15 protein-coding genes are annotated in these 15677 nt (G+C 38.9%); 11 read left to right on the top strand and 4 right to left on the bottom strand.

Annotated elements, in window-relative coordinates:
• A partial coding sequence (locus V7127_RS06030; RefSeq protein ID WP_335484310.1) for a hypothetical protein occupies window positions 1-216 on the top strand: 216 nt, incomplete at its 5' end.
• On the opposite strand, the gene V7127_RS06025 is transcribed toward V7127_RS06030, so the two are convergent.
• Entirely contained in the window at window positions 178-1275 is a 1098-nt protein-coding gene (locus tag V7127_RS06025) for a M24 family metallopeptidase (protein ID WP_335346925.1), read from the bottom strand. The two genes, V7127_RS06030 and V7127_RS06025, sit on opposite strands and share 39 nt — an antisense overlap.
• 170 nt (window positions 1276-1445) lie before the next feature.
• On the opposite strand from V7127_RS06025, the gene V7127_RS06020 reads away from it, so the two are divergent.
• The 3 genes from V7127_RS06020 to V7127_RS06010 all read left to right on the top strand — a co-directional run bounded on the left by V7127_RS06020 (window position 1446) and on the right by V7127_RS06010 (window position 3940).
• Window positions 1446-2126 (top strand): metal-dependent hydrolase, encoded by a 681-nt coding sequence (locus tag V7127_RS06020; protein WP_335484308.1) that lies wholly within the window; start codon window positions 1446-1448, stop codon window positions 2124-2126.
• Between the two features lie 156 nt (window positions 2127-2282).
• Entirely contained in the window at window positions 2283-2525 is a 243-nt protein-coding gene (locus V7127_RS06015; RefSeq protein ID WP_335346923.1) for a hypothetical protein, read from the top strand.
• 98 nt (window positions 2526-2623) lie between these two features.
• Window positions 2624-3940 (top strand): CBS domain-containing protein, encoded by a 1317-nt coding sequence (locus V7127_RS06010; protein WP_335484306.1) that lies wholly within the window; start codon window positions 2624-2626, stop codon window positions 3938-3940.
• Window positions 3941-4017: 77 nt separating this feature from the next.
• On the opposite strand, the gene V7127_RS06005 is transcribed toward V7127_RS06010, so the two are convergent.
• Complete coding sequence (locus tag V7127_RS06005; RefSeq protein ID WP_335346921.1) at window positions 4018-4311, bottom strand: YtpI family protein; 294 nt, start codon at window positions 4309-4311, stop codon at window positions 4018-4020.
• A gap of 133 nt (window positions 4312-4444) precedes the next feature.
• Here V7127_RS06005 and V7127_RS06000 point away from each other — a divergent pair, with 133 nt between their 5' ends.
• Window positions 4445-5380 carry a DHH family phosphoesterase gene (locus V7127_RS06000; RefSeq protein ID WP_335346920.1) on the top strand — a complete coding sequence of 312 codons (936 nt, stop codon included), beginning with the start codon at window positions 4445-4447 and terminating at the stop codon, window positions 5378-5380.
• 87 nt (window positions 5381-5467) lie between these two features.
• Here V7127_RS06000 and ytrI read toward each other — a convergent pair whose 3' ends face one another.
• Together ytrI and V7127_RS05990 are read right to left on the bottom strand one after the other, a co-directional pair.
• Window positions 5468-5968: a sporulation membrane protein YtrI gene (gene ytrI, locus V7127_RS05995; protein ID WP_335484304.1), complete on the bottom strand. Its 501-nt coding sequence runs from the start codon at window positions 5966-5968 to the stop codon at window positions 5468-5470.
• Entirely contained in the window at window positions 5965-6300 is a 336-nt protein-coding gene (locus tag V7127_RS05990) for a YtrH family sporulation protein (RefSeq protein ID WP_335353776.1), read from the bottom strand. The genes ytrI and V7127_RS05990 overlap by 4 nt, the downstream gene beginning before the upstream one ends.
• A 220-nt stretch (window positions 6301-6520) precedes the next feature.
• Here V7127_RS05990 and dnaE point away from each other — a divergent pair, with 220 nt between their 5' ends.
• The 6 genes from dnaE to pfkA all read left to right on the top strand — a co-directional run bounded on the left by dnaE (window position 6521) and on the right by pfkA (window position 15676).
• Window positions 6521-9883 carry a DNA polymerase III subunit alpha gene (gene dnaE, locus V7127_RS05985; protein ID WP_335484302.1) on the top strand — a complete coding sequence of 1121 codons (3363 nt, stop codon included), beginning with the start codon at window positions 6521-6523 and terminating at the stop codon, window positions 9881-9883.
• Between the two features lie 417 nt (window positions 9884-10300).
• Window positions 10301-11539: an NAD(P)-dependent malic enzyme gene (locus tag V7127_RS05980; RefSeq protein ID WP_335353774.1), complete on the top strand. Its 1239-nt coding sequence runs from the start codon at window positions 10301-10303 to the stop codon at window positions 11537-11539.
• Window positions 11540-11608: 69 nt separating this feature from the next.
• The gene (locus V7127_RS05975; RefSeq protein ID WP_438823972.1) at window positions 11609-12172 is read left to right on the top strand and encodes a FadR/GntR family transcriptional regulator; all 564 of its coding nucleotides are present in this window, start codon (window positions 11609-11611) and stop codon (window positions 12170-12172) included.
• A 150-nt stretch (window positions 12173-12322) separates the two neighbouring features.
• Window positions 12323-13192, top strand: a complete 870-nt coding sequence (accD, locus tag V7127_RS05970; RefSeq protein WP_335343864.1) for an acetyl-CoA carboxylase, carboxyltransferase subunit beta — start codon at window positions 12323-12325, stop codon at window positions 13190-13192.
• On the top strand, window positions 13186-14163 hold the full coding sequence (gene accA / locus V7127_RS05965; protein ID WP_335343863.1) for an acetyl-CoA carboxylase carboxyl transferase subunit alpha: 978 nt from the start codon (window positions 13186-13188) through the stop codon (window positions 14161-14163). Before accD ends, accA begins: the two co-directional genes overlap by 7 nt.
• 553 nt (window positions 14164-14716) lie before the next feature.
• Entirely contained in the window at window positions 14717-15676 is a 960-nt protein-coding gene (gene pfkA / locus V7127_RS05960) for a 6-phosphofructokinase (protein ID WP_335343862.1), read from the top strand.
• The last annotated feature ends 1 nt before the right edge of the window (window position 15677 follow it).

Genomic DNA, 15677 nt, shown 5'->3' with positions numbered 1-15677 from the left:
AACAGTGCCGAACAGTCACTAGTTGCTTCATCTAATGCCGGCAATATGAAAAAATCCATCCCCAGTCATCAGAATCCAGCCTTGCTTCTAAGTTTGCTAAAAAACATAGAAGGGGCATGTCCTAGATGCAGTTCTTTACCCGATTTAGGACATGCCCGGCTATTTGAACAGGCCTTACTATTTAATAATCTGCAGTTCTTTCGGGAATCTCGTTAAAATTTCTACGCCGTTAGCTGTTACATAAATATCATCTTCAATTCTAACCCCGGCAACATCAGGAACATAGATGCCAGGCTCAATTGTATAAACCATTCCTTCTTCTAGCAGGAGCGGATTTGTCTCAGTTAAGGAAGGATATTCATGCACGCTAATCCCAAGTCCATGGCCTAATCGATGAGGAAAATATTCGCCGTAGCCAGCATCAGCAATAATCTTTCTTGCTGTTAAATCAACTTCGGAGCATGAAACACCGGGCTTACTTGCTTCAACTGCGGCCAGCTGTGCCTTTAAAACTGTATCATAAATCTCTCTTTGCTTATCATTAATATCTCCGTAGGCAACTGTTCTAGTAATGTCTGAACAATAGCCATCCACAACTACCCCTAGATCGAAAAGAACGAAATCTCCATTTTTAATTTTCGTCAATCCTGGTGTTCCATGAGGAGATGCTGCATTTATTCCAGTAAGAACCATCGTAGAGAACGACATTTCTGTAACGCCTTTTTTCTTCAAGGCAAATTCAACAGCTGCAATGATCTCTAATTCTGATTTCCCTTCTTTTATTTCAGCACATCCTACTTCAACAGCATAATCTGCCAATGCACAAGCTTCGCGGATAATGCTTAGCTCTTTTTCATCCTTTACCATCCGAAGCTTTCTTAACTTTTCCTCCGCCGAAATAAATCTTGCCCCATTAAACAATTGAGTAAGAATTTCAAAGCGTTCAACATTCATATGTTCTTTTTCTATCGCGATGTGATCAACGGATTTCAAACGGCCGAAGATTGATTTATGTATCATTTCCCATGGATTTTCGATATCACTGTAAGAAATAATCTCATTGTTCCAGCCTGCATTTTTTGCATCCGTTTTATCCAATGCAGGGCAAACGAGAAAAGGCTCTTCTTCTTGAAAAACGGCTAAGCCTAGAAGGCGTTCATGAGGATCACTTAAGAAACCACTAAAATAAAAAACATTTTCAGGTGACGTCACAAAGCAAACTTGTACATTATTTTCTTTCATCCAGCTGGATAATTTCTGTAATCTGCTATTCATCATTACCCTCCTTGTAATTAAAGCTCTTCGCTAATATTAAAAGATTAGCAACTAAATGGAGAAAAGTAAACTTTTAGAAAAGTGTAAAATAGGGTAGTGTATAGAAAGCAGGAAAACAAAAACTTCCGTTGAATCAATTACATAGCGTAAAAGTAGAAAGGGGAAGAGAAATGAAAGTATCATTTCATGGTCATTCTGTTGTGAAAATAGAGTCACAAGGGAAAACAATTTTAATAGATCCGTTTATTACTGGAAACGAATTAACAGATTTAAAGGTGGATGAAGTTAAACCTGATGTTATTGTTGTGACCCATGGACATGGGGACCACCTGGGAGATACCGTTGAATTGGCTAAAAGGCATAATGCTCTCGTTATTGCCAATTTTGAGCTTGCAACCTATTTAAGCTGGCAAGGTGTGAATACTCACGCAATGAGTATAGGTGGTGCTTATCAGTTTGATTTTGGAAAGGTAAAATTGACACCTGCTTTTCACGGAACTGGACTAGAGACAGAAAACAATGAAATCATTTATTTAGGCATGCCAGCGGGAGTGCTGATCACTATTGAAAATAAAACGATTTATCACGCAGGCGATACAGGTCTATTCTCCGATATGAAATTAATCGGTGACCGGCATCCGATTGATCTTGCATTTTTACCAATTGGAGATAATTTTACAATGGGGCCAGAGGACGCAGCCTATGCGGCGGGCTTGTTGAGTGCTAAGAAAGTAGTACCGATACATTATAATACGTTCCCGCCAATCAGACAGGATCCACAAAAATTTGCAGAAATGCTTGAACCAGGTGTTGTTCAAGTACTTCAGGTGGGAGATTCTATTCAATTATAAAATTGCAGTGCAGCTGATTTAAGCTGCGCTGTTTTTTTTCGTGGTTTTTCTTGATGTATTTCATTATATCCCCCTTCAAAGCAAAAGAAATCCATACATTTTCCAAGCATGTCCGCATACATATAAATGAAGAAGCATCATTAGGAGGAAAAAGGAATGAAAAAAAATCGATATTTATTATGTTTGCTTGTTTGTGGCTTTCTTCTTTATTTTGCAGTTCCAAGACTTAACATTTTCGGCGAAGGTTTGGAAGGAATATTTGCCATTAGCTGGCTAGCCTTCGCACTTATTGTCATTGCTGGAAATTTAACTTCATTGCTATACTCACCTAAGAAATCTGTACCAAGTACTAGCATACAAGTCCAAGAAAGAAAGAGATCAAGAGCTATTAATCGCTAATATTAAAATATTTAGGACGTTCATCACATCGAATTGAAATAAAGGCGTTTTTAACCTTATAATGAAGATATAGGAATTATTGAAAAAGGGTGAACGTCTTGGCTACAAAACATGAACAAATTTTGCAATATATCGATGAATTGCCTGTCGGAGAGAAAATATCAGTTAGACAAATCGCCAAGGCACTGAGCGTCAGCGAAGGGACAGCTTACCGGGCTATTAAGGATGCAGAGAACAAAGGTTATGTCAGTACGATTGAACGGGTTGGTACGATTCGGATAGAGCGGAAGAAGAAAGAAAATATTGAAAAGCTAACTTTTGCCGAGGTTGTTAATATTGTTGATGGCCAGGTTTTAGGCGGAAGAGATGGTTTGCATAAAACATTGAGTAAATTTGTAATCGGGGCCATGAAACTAGAGGCCGTGATGCGGTACACTGACGCAGGCAGCTTGCTCATTGTCGGAAATCGAACGCAAATACATGAATCTGCACTTAAGGCAGGTGCAGCTGTACTTATTACTGGAGGTTTTGATACGGAGGAAAGTGTAAAAAAACTCGCTGATCAATTGCAGATGCCTATCATTTCAAGCAGCTACGATACATTTACTGTTGCAACGATGATCAACCGGGCTATTTATGATCAGTTGATTAAAAAGGAGATTGTCCTTGTAGAGGATATATTAACTCCTCTTGAAAAAACGGTATACGTCAAACCAACTGATAAAGTTTCAGATTGGCTTAAATTTAATAAAGAAACAAATCATGGACGGTTCCCGGTAGTCGATAAAAATTTAAAGGTAATTGGTATGGTTACATCTAAGGATATTATGGGGCATGATCCCGATACACAAATTGATAAGCTAATGACCAAGAATCCAATGACTGTCGGGAAACAAACAAGTGTTGCTTCCTCTTCGCACATGATGGTTTGGGAAGGAATTGAGGTCCTCCCGGTTGTCGATGATTCGAATAGGCTTGAAGGAATCATAACCAGACAGGATGTGTTAAAGGCACTGCAAATGATTCAGCGTCAGCCCCAAGTCGGTGAAACGATTGATGATATTGTGACCAATCAACTTGTGCTAATGAGGGGGAAGACAAAAGGGGAAGATGTGTACCGCTGTGAGGTTACGCCACAGATGACCAATCATCTTGGTACCATTTCTTATGGAGTATTTACAACAATCGTTTCAGAAGCCGCCAATCGAGTGCTGCGAAATTATAAAAAAGGTGACTTAGTTGTCGAGAATATGACCATTTATTTCCTTAAACCCGTACAAATTGAGAGTATGCTAGAGGTTTATCCACGTGTACTAGAAGTAGGACGGAAATTCGGGAAAGTTGATGTAGAGGTCTACAATGAAGGTGTTCTCGTTGGCAAGGCTATGATGATGTGTCAATTGATTGAGAGATAAGAAAAGCGGAAGTACTTTGGCACTAAAGCTAGACAAAGATAAAAGCCGTTCCATAAAGGAGCGGCTTTAAAAAATTATTATTCTTTTGCTTCATTTGCCGCAATCGGTAAATAATATTTATAGGCTTTAAGGCCGGCGAAAATAGTAAAGGCTCCTAATAGAAAAAAGATTCCACCGATAATATAAGTAGCTGTATTTCCATTTAGAAAAAACTGGTTTAAGCCATATAATCCGATAAAAACACCTAAAGCCATACTTGATTTAGAAGAAATCCACTTTTTTTCAGCTGGTTTCTTGCAGCGAACAAATTTTACTTTGTAATATAGATAAAATGAAAGTGCGATTGTAATTAAAATAACTAATACTGGCATGATTAACTTAACCTCCATTTTTCATTACTCTGAGGCTATTTTAACTTTTTATCTAAAAAAATGCCATAGCATGCTCTTTTTTCTTTTCATATGGAGTAAAATAAAAATTTATTTGATCATAAAGGAGAAAACCATGAAAGAGAAAATATTAAACATCATAAAAGAATATGAAACCATCATTATCCATAGGCATGTTCGTCCAGATCCAGACGCATATGGATCTCAGGGAGGCCTAGCCGAGATTCTTAAAGCCTCTTTTCCCGAAAAGACAATTTATACCGTTGGAAAGGAAGAAGAAACGCTTTACTATTTGCGCAGACTGGATAAAATCCCAAATGATGCATATGAAGGGGCCTTAGTCATTGTTTGTGACACAGCGAATGCCGAACGGATTTGTGATGAAAGGTACCATTTAGGGGATAAATTAATAAAAATTGACCATCATCCAAATGTTGACCCATATGGGGACATGATGTGGATTGATACAGATGCTAGCTCTGTCAGTGAAATGATTTATGAATTTTATCTTTTTGGCAAGGATAAGGGCTTGAAAATGTCGGATGAAGCAGCTAGATTAATATTCGCGGGAATTGTAGGAGATACAGGGCGGTTTCTTTTCCCAAGCACATCTGATAAAACTTTTGCCTATGCTGGTGAACTTATTCACTATAATTTCTCACGGCCAGAGCTGTTTGATAAAATGTATGAACTATCGCCAAACGTTGTGAAGTTAAATGGATTTGTCCTGCAAAACTTTGAAGTGAAAAAACATGGCGCTGTATCAATGGTTCTAAAAAAAGAATTATTAGAAGAATTTCAAGTAAAGGCATCAGAGGCTTCCCTTCTAGTAGGAGCCCTTGGTCACATTAAAGGCATTAAAGCATGGGTGTTCTTTATCGAGGAAGAGGATCAGATTAGAGTTCGTCTTCGTTCTAAAGGTCCAATCATAAATGAAATTGCCAGAAAATACAATGGCGGCGGACATCCGCTTGCCGCGGGAGCATCCATCTATTCATGGGACGATAAGGATGTCGTCATCAAGGACTTAGAAGAAGCTTGTATGGGCTAGAAGGCTGATCGAAATAAAAGAGTCGGGCCCCTCATTTTTTGCAGCAGGGCCTGACTCTTGATATGGTTATTTACAGTAATAACTTTATTAATCCAATTTAATATCTACTTTAATTGATAAGGTTGTATAGATTACCATTTTTCTAATTTCAACACGATAACGCTTTTCATTCACTTTAAAAACCTTATTCTCAATCATTTTTTCGATTAAATCACTACTTTTATTAATAGTTTCAATATCCTTTGCCTTCATCATTTTAATATCTTCTTTTATTTCATCTTCAATTTCAAAAACACTAAATGAATCTAGTTTATATTTATCGCTGTTTTGGATTTTTACTTTAATTTCTTGAACGATAAGCTTTTGACTATTTAATTTATTTAGTTCTTTGTAGTCCTCCTGCCAGATTTTAATATCATTCTCAAGATCAGCAATGTCTTCTCTCTGCTTTTGTATTTCCTTGCTGTATTTCTCATTCCATTCGCCAAATATATATAGAAAAATAAACCAGCTGATTATACCGCCTATTGCCATTCCAGCAAAGAAGCGCTGCCAGACGGGTCTAGAAAAATACGGCGGCATCCTCATGATATATGCTCCTGAGTTAGCCAGTTTATTAGTATAGCACCCGTTTGAGCTCCTCCAAAGGCAGATAGAATTAATAAGAATTGTTTAAATAAGTCTTTTGTTTGACCATCTAAAACACCTTTTTCAAAGCTATAAAGCGTATCAAATGTTCCTCCGATTGCTGCAATAATTGCCCAAATTCTAATAATATTAGATATTCGATATGCTTCTGTTAAAGGCGGCTTTCCCGTAAGAAACGCAGCAACGCTTCCAATAATCGATCCTCCGATGACTACCCCAAGAGCAATAAAATAACTATCAAATAATGTAGCGAAATAGGGCTGGATTTTCATGATCATCCTTCCTTACCGCGGAGATAAAAACGCTTCCGCTTTTCTTATTTCCGCCTAATATCAAAACGATTTCTACCATTCTATGGACAAACCTTCTGAAATATGATTAATCCTCTTCTACAAATTTTTGTTTAGATCTTATTAAAAAGAGAACGTATTTTCCTTTTTCCATGAACCGTCCTATAATATTAAGAAGAGAAGAATTAAGGGTGTGAACAAATTGGCATTTATTCACCTTCAAGTTTATAGTGCGTATAGTTTATTGACTAGTACGGCAGCCGTTGAGCAGCTCGTCAAAGACGCAAGACAAAAGGGCTTTTCAGCAATAGCCTTGACTGACCGCAATGTTATGTACGGGGCAGTAGCTTTTTATAAAGAATGCTTAAAACAATCTATTAAACCGATTTTGGGGTTAACGGTTGATGCTGTTAGTGAGATACAGCCCTCGTTAGCCTATCCCATTGTGCTCCTGGCAAAAAATCAGATTGGCTTTCAAAATCTATTAAAAATAACAAGTGTTGTTCAAACAAAATCTCCTGAAGGGATTCCAGCCAAATGGCTAAAGGCTTATTCAGATGGTCTTATAGGTATTAGTCCTGGCATGGAGGGAGAAATTGAACATTATTTAGCAAATGATGAATATGAAAAGGCAGTGGAAGCAGCTAGTATATATAAAGATTTGTTTGGCAGGGGAGATTTTTATTTGTCTTTCCAGAATCATCAGCTTGCTGAGGAAACAAAAATACATCCAAGTTTAGTCCGTTTGTCAAAGGAAACAGGCATTGAACTAGCAGCAACAAACCAAGTTTATTATCTTTCAAAAGAGGATGCATTTGCACAAGAGTGCCTCATGGCCATTAAGAATGGGGAAAAGCTTCAGGATGAAACGAGGGTGCATCTAAAAAGCGATGAGTACTATTTAAAAACTGCAGAAGAAATGGCTGAGTTGTTATTAGAATATCCAGATGCCCTGGAAAACACATTGAAAATTGCCGACCAATGTAATGTAATGATCGAACTCAATCAGCAGCACCTCCCAAAGTATCCGGTAGAAAATAATGGCTCTGCTGATGAACTCCTGGAGGCTACGTGCCTGAAAGGGCTTAAAGAAAGATATTCAAACGTAACAGAAGAGCATAAACAAAGGCTAGCCTATGAACTTCAGATCATAAAAAGAATGAGGTTTAGCGACTATTTCTTAATTGTTTGGGATTTTATGAAGTTTTCAAGGGAGAATGGAATATTAACAGGACCAGGCCGGGGATCGGCTGCTGGATCTATTGTAGCTTATGTTTTATATATAACGGATGCTGATCCGATTGAGCATAGGCTGCTTTTTGAACGTTTCCTTAACCCTGAGCGTGTATCGATGCCGGATATTGATATTGATTTTCCCGATCATCGCAGAGACGAGGTAATCCATTATGTTTCACAGAAATACGGTGAGCTTCATGTGGCTCAAATTATTACATTTGGTACCTTAGCAGCAAAAGCGGCATTACGGGATGTAGGGCGAGCATTCGGATTAAATCCGAAAGAATTAGACAGCTTATCGAAAAGAATACCTTCTAAATTAGGGATTACCTTAGAGGATGCCTATAAAGAATCAGAGTCTTTAAGGAGGTTTGCAAGTGAATCGAGCTTAAATCGCAGGCTGTTCGAAACGGCGCTTAAAATAGAGGGGCTTCCAAGGCATACGTCTACTCATGCGGCAGGGGTCGTTATTAGTGAAAAGCCATTAGTAAATGTTATTCCAATTCAAAATGGGCATGCTGGGGTTTATTTGACACAGTATTCAATGGAGCATTTAGAAGAAATCGGCTTATTAAAAATGGACTTCCTAGGGTTAAGAAATTTATCCCTAATTGAAAATATTTTAAAGTCAATTCAAAAAAAGACCGGTAAGAGTATAAATATTAAAGCGATTCCTCTCCATGATCATAGCACCTTTGAATTATTAAGCAGAGGGGAGACAACTGGAATTTTCCAGCTGGAATCTGAAGGAATGAGAAAGGTATTAAAAAAGCTCCGTCCTTCCAGTTTTGAAGATATCGTTGCCGTAAATGCTTTGTACAGACCAGGTCCAATGGAGAATATTCCACTTTTTATTGATCGTAAGCATGGTAAACAAAAGGTTACTTACCCCCACACCGATTTAATCCCCATTCTTGAGAATACATATGGGGTGATTGTTTATCAGGAACAAATTATGCAAATTGCAGCCAAATTGGCGGGGTTCACACTTGGAGAGGCTGACTTGCTTAGGAGAGCCGTCAGTAAAAAACAAAAGGAAATTCTTGACAGGGAAAGAACCCATTTTGTAAATGGAGCGTTAAAGAAAGGCTACAATGAGAAAACGGCCAATGATATATATGATTTAATCGTTCGCTTTGCCAACTATGGCTTTAACCGCAGCCATGCAGTTGCCTATAGCTTTATCTCTTATCAGCTTGCCTATTTAAAGGCACATTTTCCCCTTCATTTTATGGCGGCATTGCTCACATCTGTTATTGGAAATGAAGAAAAGATTTCTCAATATGTGAGGGAGCTCAAGCAAATGAATCTTAAGATTCTTCCTCCTTCCATAAATAACAGCGGATACTCATTCTTAGTTGAAAAAGCTGCAATTAGATATAGCTTGGCTGCAATTAAAGGATTAGGTGCATCTGTTCTTAAGGAAATTTTTCGTTCGAGAAAGAATAAACGGTTTGATGATTTATTTGATTTCTCTATCCGAGTGACGGCGAAAGCGATCAATCGAAAGGTGCTGGAGGCGCTAGTGCATTCAGGAAGCTTTGATGAATTTGGTCAAGACCGGGCTATACTGCTTGCAAGTCTTGACCCCGCAGTTGAACATGCAAATTTACTGAAGATCGAAGATGAACAAATTGATTTCTTTTCAGAAGGTGATTTTTTTCCAAAACCAAAGTATACACAAGTAGATTCGATACGTTCAGAGGATAAACTGGCTTTTGAAAAGGAGGTACTTGGGGTTTATTTATCAGACCATCCTGTTGCTTCATACGAGATGTATGTGCCAATGTTGAACGCCACACAACTATATTATTTGCATCCTAGTACAAACCGAGTCCGTGCAGTAGTTTACTTGACAAATATAAAAAATATAAGAACAAAAAAAGGTCTTGCCATGGCTTTTTTAACGATCAGTGACCAAACAGATGAATTGGAAGCGGTTGTTTTTCCTGATACATATACTAAATTCTCCGTATTGCTAAAGCAAGGCAATATTCTTTTAATTGAGGGGAAGCTGGAAGAAAAGGATGGAAAGCGTCAATTTATTGTTCAAAGATGTGAAGAAGTCAATGCGGCTATCGAAAAGGAAGAGAAAAAGGATCCCGTACTATATTTAAAGATTACAAAAGAAAATGAAGATCCGGATATTCTTCATTATCTCAAAAAATTATTTAATGAAAATGAAGGAAAAGTTCAAATTATTTTATATTATGAAAGCACGAAAAAAAGGATTCGTTTAGGAGAGGAAGATTTAGTTAATCCTACTGAAGAATTTATTATGAAATTAAAGGAAATCCTTGGGGAACAACACGTAATTCTCAAAAAATAGCATTTTTCCTGACTCATGTTATTACTTTACATCATCAACAAATATGGTATATTTGTTAAAAGAGAAAATGGTCTGACCACCACGAGACTTTACAGATTTCTACAACCGATCGATAGAAAGATAATGTCTATTAAAAGAAAAAGAAAATTTTGAAATTAATTAGCTGACTGCTTAGAATATCGCATAAAGAAAACGAAGGCATCTGCAATAGTTCTTGCAGACGCCAAGTTTTATTTCTGTCTAGTTTCAGCGCCTACCCCCTCGAGGTCACAAGCCGATCCTCCCAGAAAGGTAAAGAACACCTTTCCGGGAGGCCCGTCTTGTGCTTGTCGGGGGTGAGCAAGGCGCTTACGCTTTTCTTATTTTACATAACGTATATGCTAACTGAATTAAGCAATCCAAAGGAGTGGAATAAGTATGACCTTACGTGAAGAAGCTCTTCATATGCATAGAGTTAACCAAGGAAAACTCGAATCAAAGTCTAAGGTGCCAGTGAGAGATGCACGAGATTTAAGTCTCGCATACTCACCTGGAGTCGCGGAGCCTTGTAAGGAGATTTATGATAAGCCTGAATCTGTTTACGAATATACAATGAAAGGCAATATGGTAGCGGTCGTGTCAGATGGGACAGCTGTACTTGGGCTTGGAAACATTGGCCCCGAAGCTGCACTGCCTGTCATGGAAGGAAAAGCTGTCTTATTCAAAAGCTTTGCTGGTGTAGATGCATTTCCTATTTGTTTAAATACAACGGATATTGATAAAATTGTTGAAACGGTTAAATTACTAGAGCCTACTTTTGGAGGCGTTAATTTAGAGGACATTGCTGCCCCTAATTGCTTTGTGATTGAAGAAAGATTAAAAAAGGAAGCAAATATCCCTGTTTTCCATGATGATCAGCATGGAACCGCCATTGTAACGGTTGCTGGCCTTGTAAATGCATTGAAGATTACAGGGAAGAAAATGAATGAAATTCGGGTTGTTGCAAATGGAGCTGGCGCTGCTGGGATCGCCATCATTAAACTTCTTTACACATATGGGGTTAGAGATATCATTATGTGCGATACTAAGGGTGCGATTTACGAAGGCCGTCCGAATGGTATGAATGATATAAAAACGAATGTCGCGAAATATACGAATCGCGATAAGGTTCAAGGAAGTCTTGCAGATGTCATTAATGGTGCAGACGTTTTCATTGGAGTTTCTGCCGCTGGCTCTTTGACAGCAGATATGGTTAGTTCAATGAACCAAGATCCGATTATCTTTGCAATGGCGAATCCTACTCCGGAAATCATGCCTGATGAAGCAAAGGCAGCAGGTGCAGCTGTCATTGGAACAGGAAGATCCGATTTCCCTAATCAGGTAAACAATGTTCTTGCATTCCCGGGTATTTTCCGCGGTGCTTTAGATGTAAGGGCGACACATATTAATGAAAAGATGAAGATTGCGGCAGTAGAAGCCATAGCAAATCTTATTCATGAAGATGAACTGAACGCAGACTACGTGATTCCAGGTCCTTTTGACTCTAGGGTCGCACCAGAAGTTGCTGCCGCAGTGGCAAAAGCAGCGATGGAGACAGGGGTAGCTCGAATTAAAGTTGACCCGGAAGCTGTCAAAGAGAAAACACGAAAACTCGCAGTTATTGGGAAAAGTGAGTGAGTCTTTAACGTGGATCCAAGTCAACAAGGTTCAAAGATATATGTTGAAATTGTCAAACAGCTTAGACTGATGATCGAACAAGAGGGTCTAAAAGCTGGCGATAAATTACCTTCTGAACGAGAATTGTGTGAGCGCCTAATAGTTGGGCGCTCTTCCGTTCGTGAAGCGCTAAGAGCACTTGAACTTCTAGGGTTAATTGAAACTAGAAGAGGAGAAGGAACCTTTATTCGCGACTTTAAAGGACATCAGCTTGTTCAACTGATCAGTACCTTTATTCTTCAAGATGAAAAGGCGAAAGCAGACATTGCTGAGACAAAGTCTCTGATTGAAATGGACTGCTTGTTACTTGTTCTTATCAAATCACCAGATAAGCTATTGCAAGACATAAAAAAATGGGCGGAAACTTCATCATTCACAGATGAAGATTTTTTCCTGAAAATGGCGGAGCTTGCAGATAATCATTTGCTTCTGCGATTATGGACAATATTAAAAGACTATTATAATTCCTTGAAAATATTTAAAATGGACGCAGACAAGCAAGAATATATGAATGTAATCAATAAACTATTAACAAGAAAAGAATCTGAGGTTAGGAAAGCCTATAAGGAGCTTAGAAAATTGTCGAATGATTAACGACAGTTTTTTGCAAATTTTGTAGCTCTTTTATTCTATAGTGGTAAAGATAGACAAGTTTTCCTTCACTCATTTATTTTTGTTCTAAGTGGTCTGACCACTTCTGTTACGAAAAGAAACGCTGTTATATATAGAACGGGAGGTTTCACCTTGCTTAAGGAGATTTTTACAAAACCAAAAAAGAAGAAATACGCTACAATTCCTTCGGAAGCAGCCAAGCAGGATGTTCCCGAAGGAATTATGACAAAGTGTCCAAACTGCAAAAAGATCATGTATACGAAAGAATTAATGAAGAATTTAAAGGTTTGCATGCATTGCCAATACCATCATTCTATGGATTCAGGTGAGCGGGTAGATAGCTTTCTTGATGAAGGCAGCTTTGAAGAAATGAATGCGGGAATGATTTCTGAAAACCCATTGAATTTCCCTGATTATATTGAAAAACTTGAAAAGGACAGGAAAAAGTCCGGTATAAACGAAGCGGTTGTCACTGGCATTGGAACAGTTAACGGACATCAGATTGTTATTGCCGTTATGGATTCAACGTTTCGAATGGGCAGTATGGGATCGGTAGTTGGAGAAAAAATAACACTAGCAATTGAAAAAGCAGATGAATTGTCAGTACCTTTCATTATCTTCACAGCTTCAGGCGGAGCCAGGATGCAAGAGGGTGTACTAAGCTTAATGCAGATGGCAAAAACTAGTGTGGCTTTAAAAAGATTCAGTGATAATGGCGGTTTAATTATTTCTATTATGACACACCCAACTACTGGGGGCGTGTCAGCTAGCTTTGCCTCTCTTGGTGATTATAATCTAGCAGAACCAGGGGCGTTAATTGGCTTTGCAGGTAGAAGAATCATTGAGCAGACGATCAGGGAGGAACTGCCTGAAGACTTCCAAACATCAGAATTTTTATTAAAACACGGACAATTGGATGCAGTCATTTCGAGGTTAGATTTGAAAGGGCAAATTGCGACTATTCTATCTATACATGAACAAGGAGGTGACCTTGAATGGTAGGAGTCCTTGAATTTGAGAAACCGGTTATTGAGCTTAGGAATAAAATATCGGAGCTAAAGGAATTTACTAAAAATGCAGATGTGGATTTATCTGCAGAAATTGAAAAATTAGAAGCAAGGTTAGGAAAATTAGAAAAAGAGATTTATGAAAACATGAAACCTTGGGATCGAGTGCAAATCGCAAGACACCCAGGCCGTCCAACGACTTTGGATTATATTTCACTTCTTTTCACTGATTTCTTTGAATGTCATGGAGATAGAACATTTGCAGATGATGAGGCGATTGTTGGCGGGATTGCCAAATATAAAGGACTTCCTGTTACTGTAATTGGTCATCAAAGAGGCAAGGATACGAAAGAAAACATCCGCAGAAACTTCGGCATGCCTCACCCAGAGGGTTACCGAAAAGCCCTTAGGCTAATGAAACAGGCAGAAAAGTTTAGACGCCCGATTATTTGTTTCATTGATACAAAAGGTGCTTATCCTGGTAAAGCAGCCGAAGAACGAGGGCAGAGTGAAGCAATTGCCCGAAATTTATTTGAAATGGCTAGTTTAAAGGTGCCTGTCGTTTGCATCGTTATCGGAGAAGGCGGAAGCGGAGGCGCATTAGCACTGGGTGTTGGAAATCATATTCATATGCTTGAGAATTCAACGTACTCGGTTATTTCGCCTGAAGGTGCTGCTGCTATATTATGGAAGGATGCCACTCAAGCGAAAAGAGCAGCTGAGAGCATGAGAATTACAGCCCCAGATCTTAAAGAGTTAGGAATCGTTGATGAAATTATTTCTGAGGTTAAAGGTGGGGCACATAAAGATATAAAGCAGCAGGCACATTTCATAGATGAAGTCCTGCATAAATCTCTGAAAGAACTAAAAGGATTTACAGAAGACCAATTAACTATTCACCGGTATGATAAGTATAAATCCATTGGTGAGTTTTCTAATTTAAAGGAATTTATCGGGGTAAAATAGGGACGTGCTATTACAGCATGTTCTTTTTTTTTGGTCAGTATTGAAATTCTACAATCTGTTAGCTATTTCAATAGAAAGTATAACTTTTCTCGAGTTTGAGAACTGTCCAGCTCCACAAGGAACGCTTCGGCAGCATTATCATCCGCACGAGTAAAAGCGTTAGTTTTTAGGAGGAGCGCCTACCCCCGACGTACAGGACGTACTAGTGTCGACAATGCGACAGGACGTCGCGTTTTTGTCGACCTCGAGGTCACAAGCCAATCCTCCCAGAAAGGTAAAGCTCACCTTTCCGGGAGGCTTGTCTTGGGCTTGTCGGGGGTGGACACTAAGGAGATCTTCTGCGAATGAACATCGCAGGAACAATTCGTCCTTTAATTGTTCCGAAGGCGCTTCCGCTTTTCTAATTCAGTTGTGATACCAATGTCTTCATGGTATTTTAGATGTATGCCAATTTGTGATTTCTAGTATTTCCCTTTCTAAAAAGTGAATTTGATTTCACTTATACAGTATTGGAAGTAATCTTATTTAGATAATAAGAATTTGAGGTGGAAGTGTGAAAAGAATAGGAGTGCTTACGAGTGGAGGGGATTCCCCGGGCATGAACGCGGCAATTCGTGCCGTAGTAAGAAAAGCTATTTATCATGATATAGAGGTTTTTGGAGTTTTAGGAGGATATTCAGGGCTTATAAGCGGGAATATTAACAAACTGGAGCTTGGTTCCGTTGGAGATATCATCCATCGCGGGGGAACGATATTATACTCTGCTCGATGTGAGGAATTCAAAACAAAAGATGGCCAACAAAGAGGATTGGAACAGTTAAAGAAATATGGGATTGAAGGATTAGTCGTTATTGGAGGAGATGGGTCCTATCATGGTGCAAGAGCACTATCTGAGCAAGGTTTTCCATGCATTGGCGTTCCGGGAACGATAGACAATGATATTGCAGGAACTCAGTATACCATCGGCTTCGATACGGCTATTAATACGGTTATTGACGCAATTGATAAAATACGAGATACAGCTACCTCTCATGAACGCACCTTTATTATTGAGGTCATGGGAAGAAATGCAGGAGACATTGCTCTATGGGCGGGATTAGCCGGTGGGGCAGAAACCATTCTTATTCCAGAAGAAAAATATAATATGGATGAAATTGCTGCCAGACTAATTAAGGGACATGCACGGGGTAAGAAGCATAGTATTATCATCGTGGCAGAAGGTGTGACAACGGGAATGGATTTTGCCAAAGAACTCGAGGAAGCTACGAATTTTGATACACGGGTTTCTGTCTTAGGACATATGCAGCGCGGCGGCTCTCCAACAGCATTTGACCGTGTTCTCGCCAGTCGCCTTGGTGCATATGCGGTAGAGCTCTTGCTTGAAGGCAAGGGAGGACGTGCTGTTGGAATTGAGAACAATCTAGTTGTTGACCATGATTTTAATAAGGTCCTTGATACTAAGCATGTAGTGGATCTTGGAATCTTTAGATTATCAAAGGAACTTTCGATTTAAT

The organism is Bacillus sp. JJ1773, assembly GCF_036962035.1.
GTDB lineage: Bacteria > Bacillota > Bacilli > Bacillales > Cytobacillaceae > Cytobacillus.
The sequence above is the reverse complement of the archived record's forward strand: the minus strand, read 5'-3'. Positions and strand labels throughout refer to the sequence as shown.

What these genes read in the sequence shown, in the direction of transcription:
- V7127_RS06005 (WP_335346921.1), bottom strand. Translation starts at nt 4,311, where the DNA reads ATGCCAGTATTAGTTATTTTAATTACAATCGCACTTTCATTTTATCTA.
- V7127_RS06015 (WP_335346923.1), top strand. Translation starts at nt 2,283, where the DNA reads ATGAAAAAAAATCGATATTTATTATGTTTGCTTGTTTGTGGCTTTCTT.
- V7127_RS06000 (WP_335346920.1), top strand. Translation starts at nt 4,445, where the DNA reads ATGAAAGAGAAAATATTAAACATCATAAAAGAATATGAAACCATCATT.
- V7127_RS06020 (WP_335484308.1), top strand. Translation starts at nt 1,446, where the DNA reads ATGAAAGTATCATTTCATGGTCATTCTGTTGTGAAAATAGAGTCACAA.
- V7127_RS05975 (WP_438823972.1), top strand. Translation starts at nt 11,609, where the DNA reads ATGATCGAACAAGAGGGTCTAAAAGCTGGCGATAAATTACCTTCTGAA.
- V7127_RS05980 (WP_335353774.1), top strand. Translation starts at nt 10,301, where the DNA reads ATGACCTTACGTGAAGAAGCTCTTCATATGCATAGAGTTAACCAAGGA.
- V7127_RS05990 (WP_335353776.1), bottom strand. Translation starts at nt 6,300, where the DNA reads ATGAAAATCCAGCCCTATTTCGCTACATTATTTGATAGTTATTTTATT.
- ytrI (WP_335484304.1), bottom strand. Translation starts at nt 5,968, where the DNA reads ATGAGGATGCCGCCGTATTTTTCTAGACCCGTCTGGCAGCGCTTCTTT.
- V7127_RS06025 (WP_335346925.1), bottom strand. Translation starts at nt 1,275, where the DNA reads ATGAATAGCAGATTACAGAAATTATCCAGCTGGATGAAAGAAAATAAT.
- accA (WP_335343863.1), top strand. Translation starts at nt 13,186, where the DNA reads ATGGTAGGAGTCCTTGAATTTGAGAAACCGGTTATTGAGCTTAGGAAT.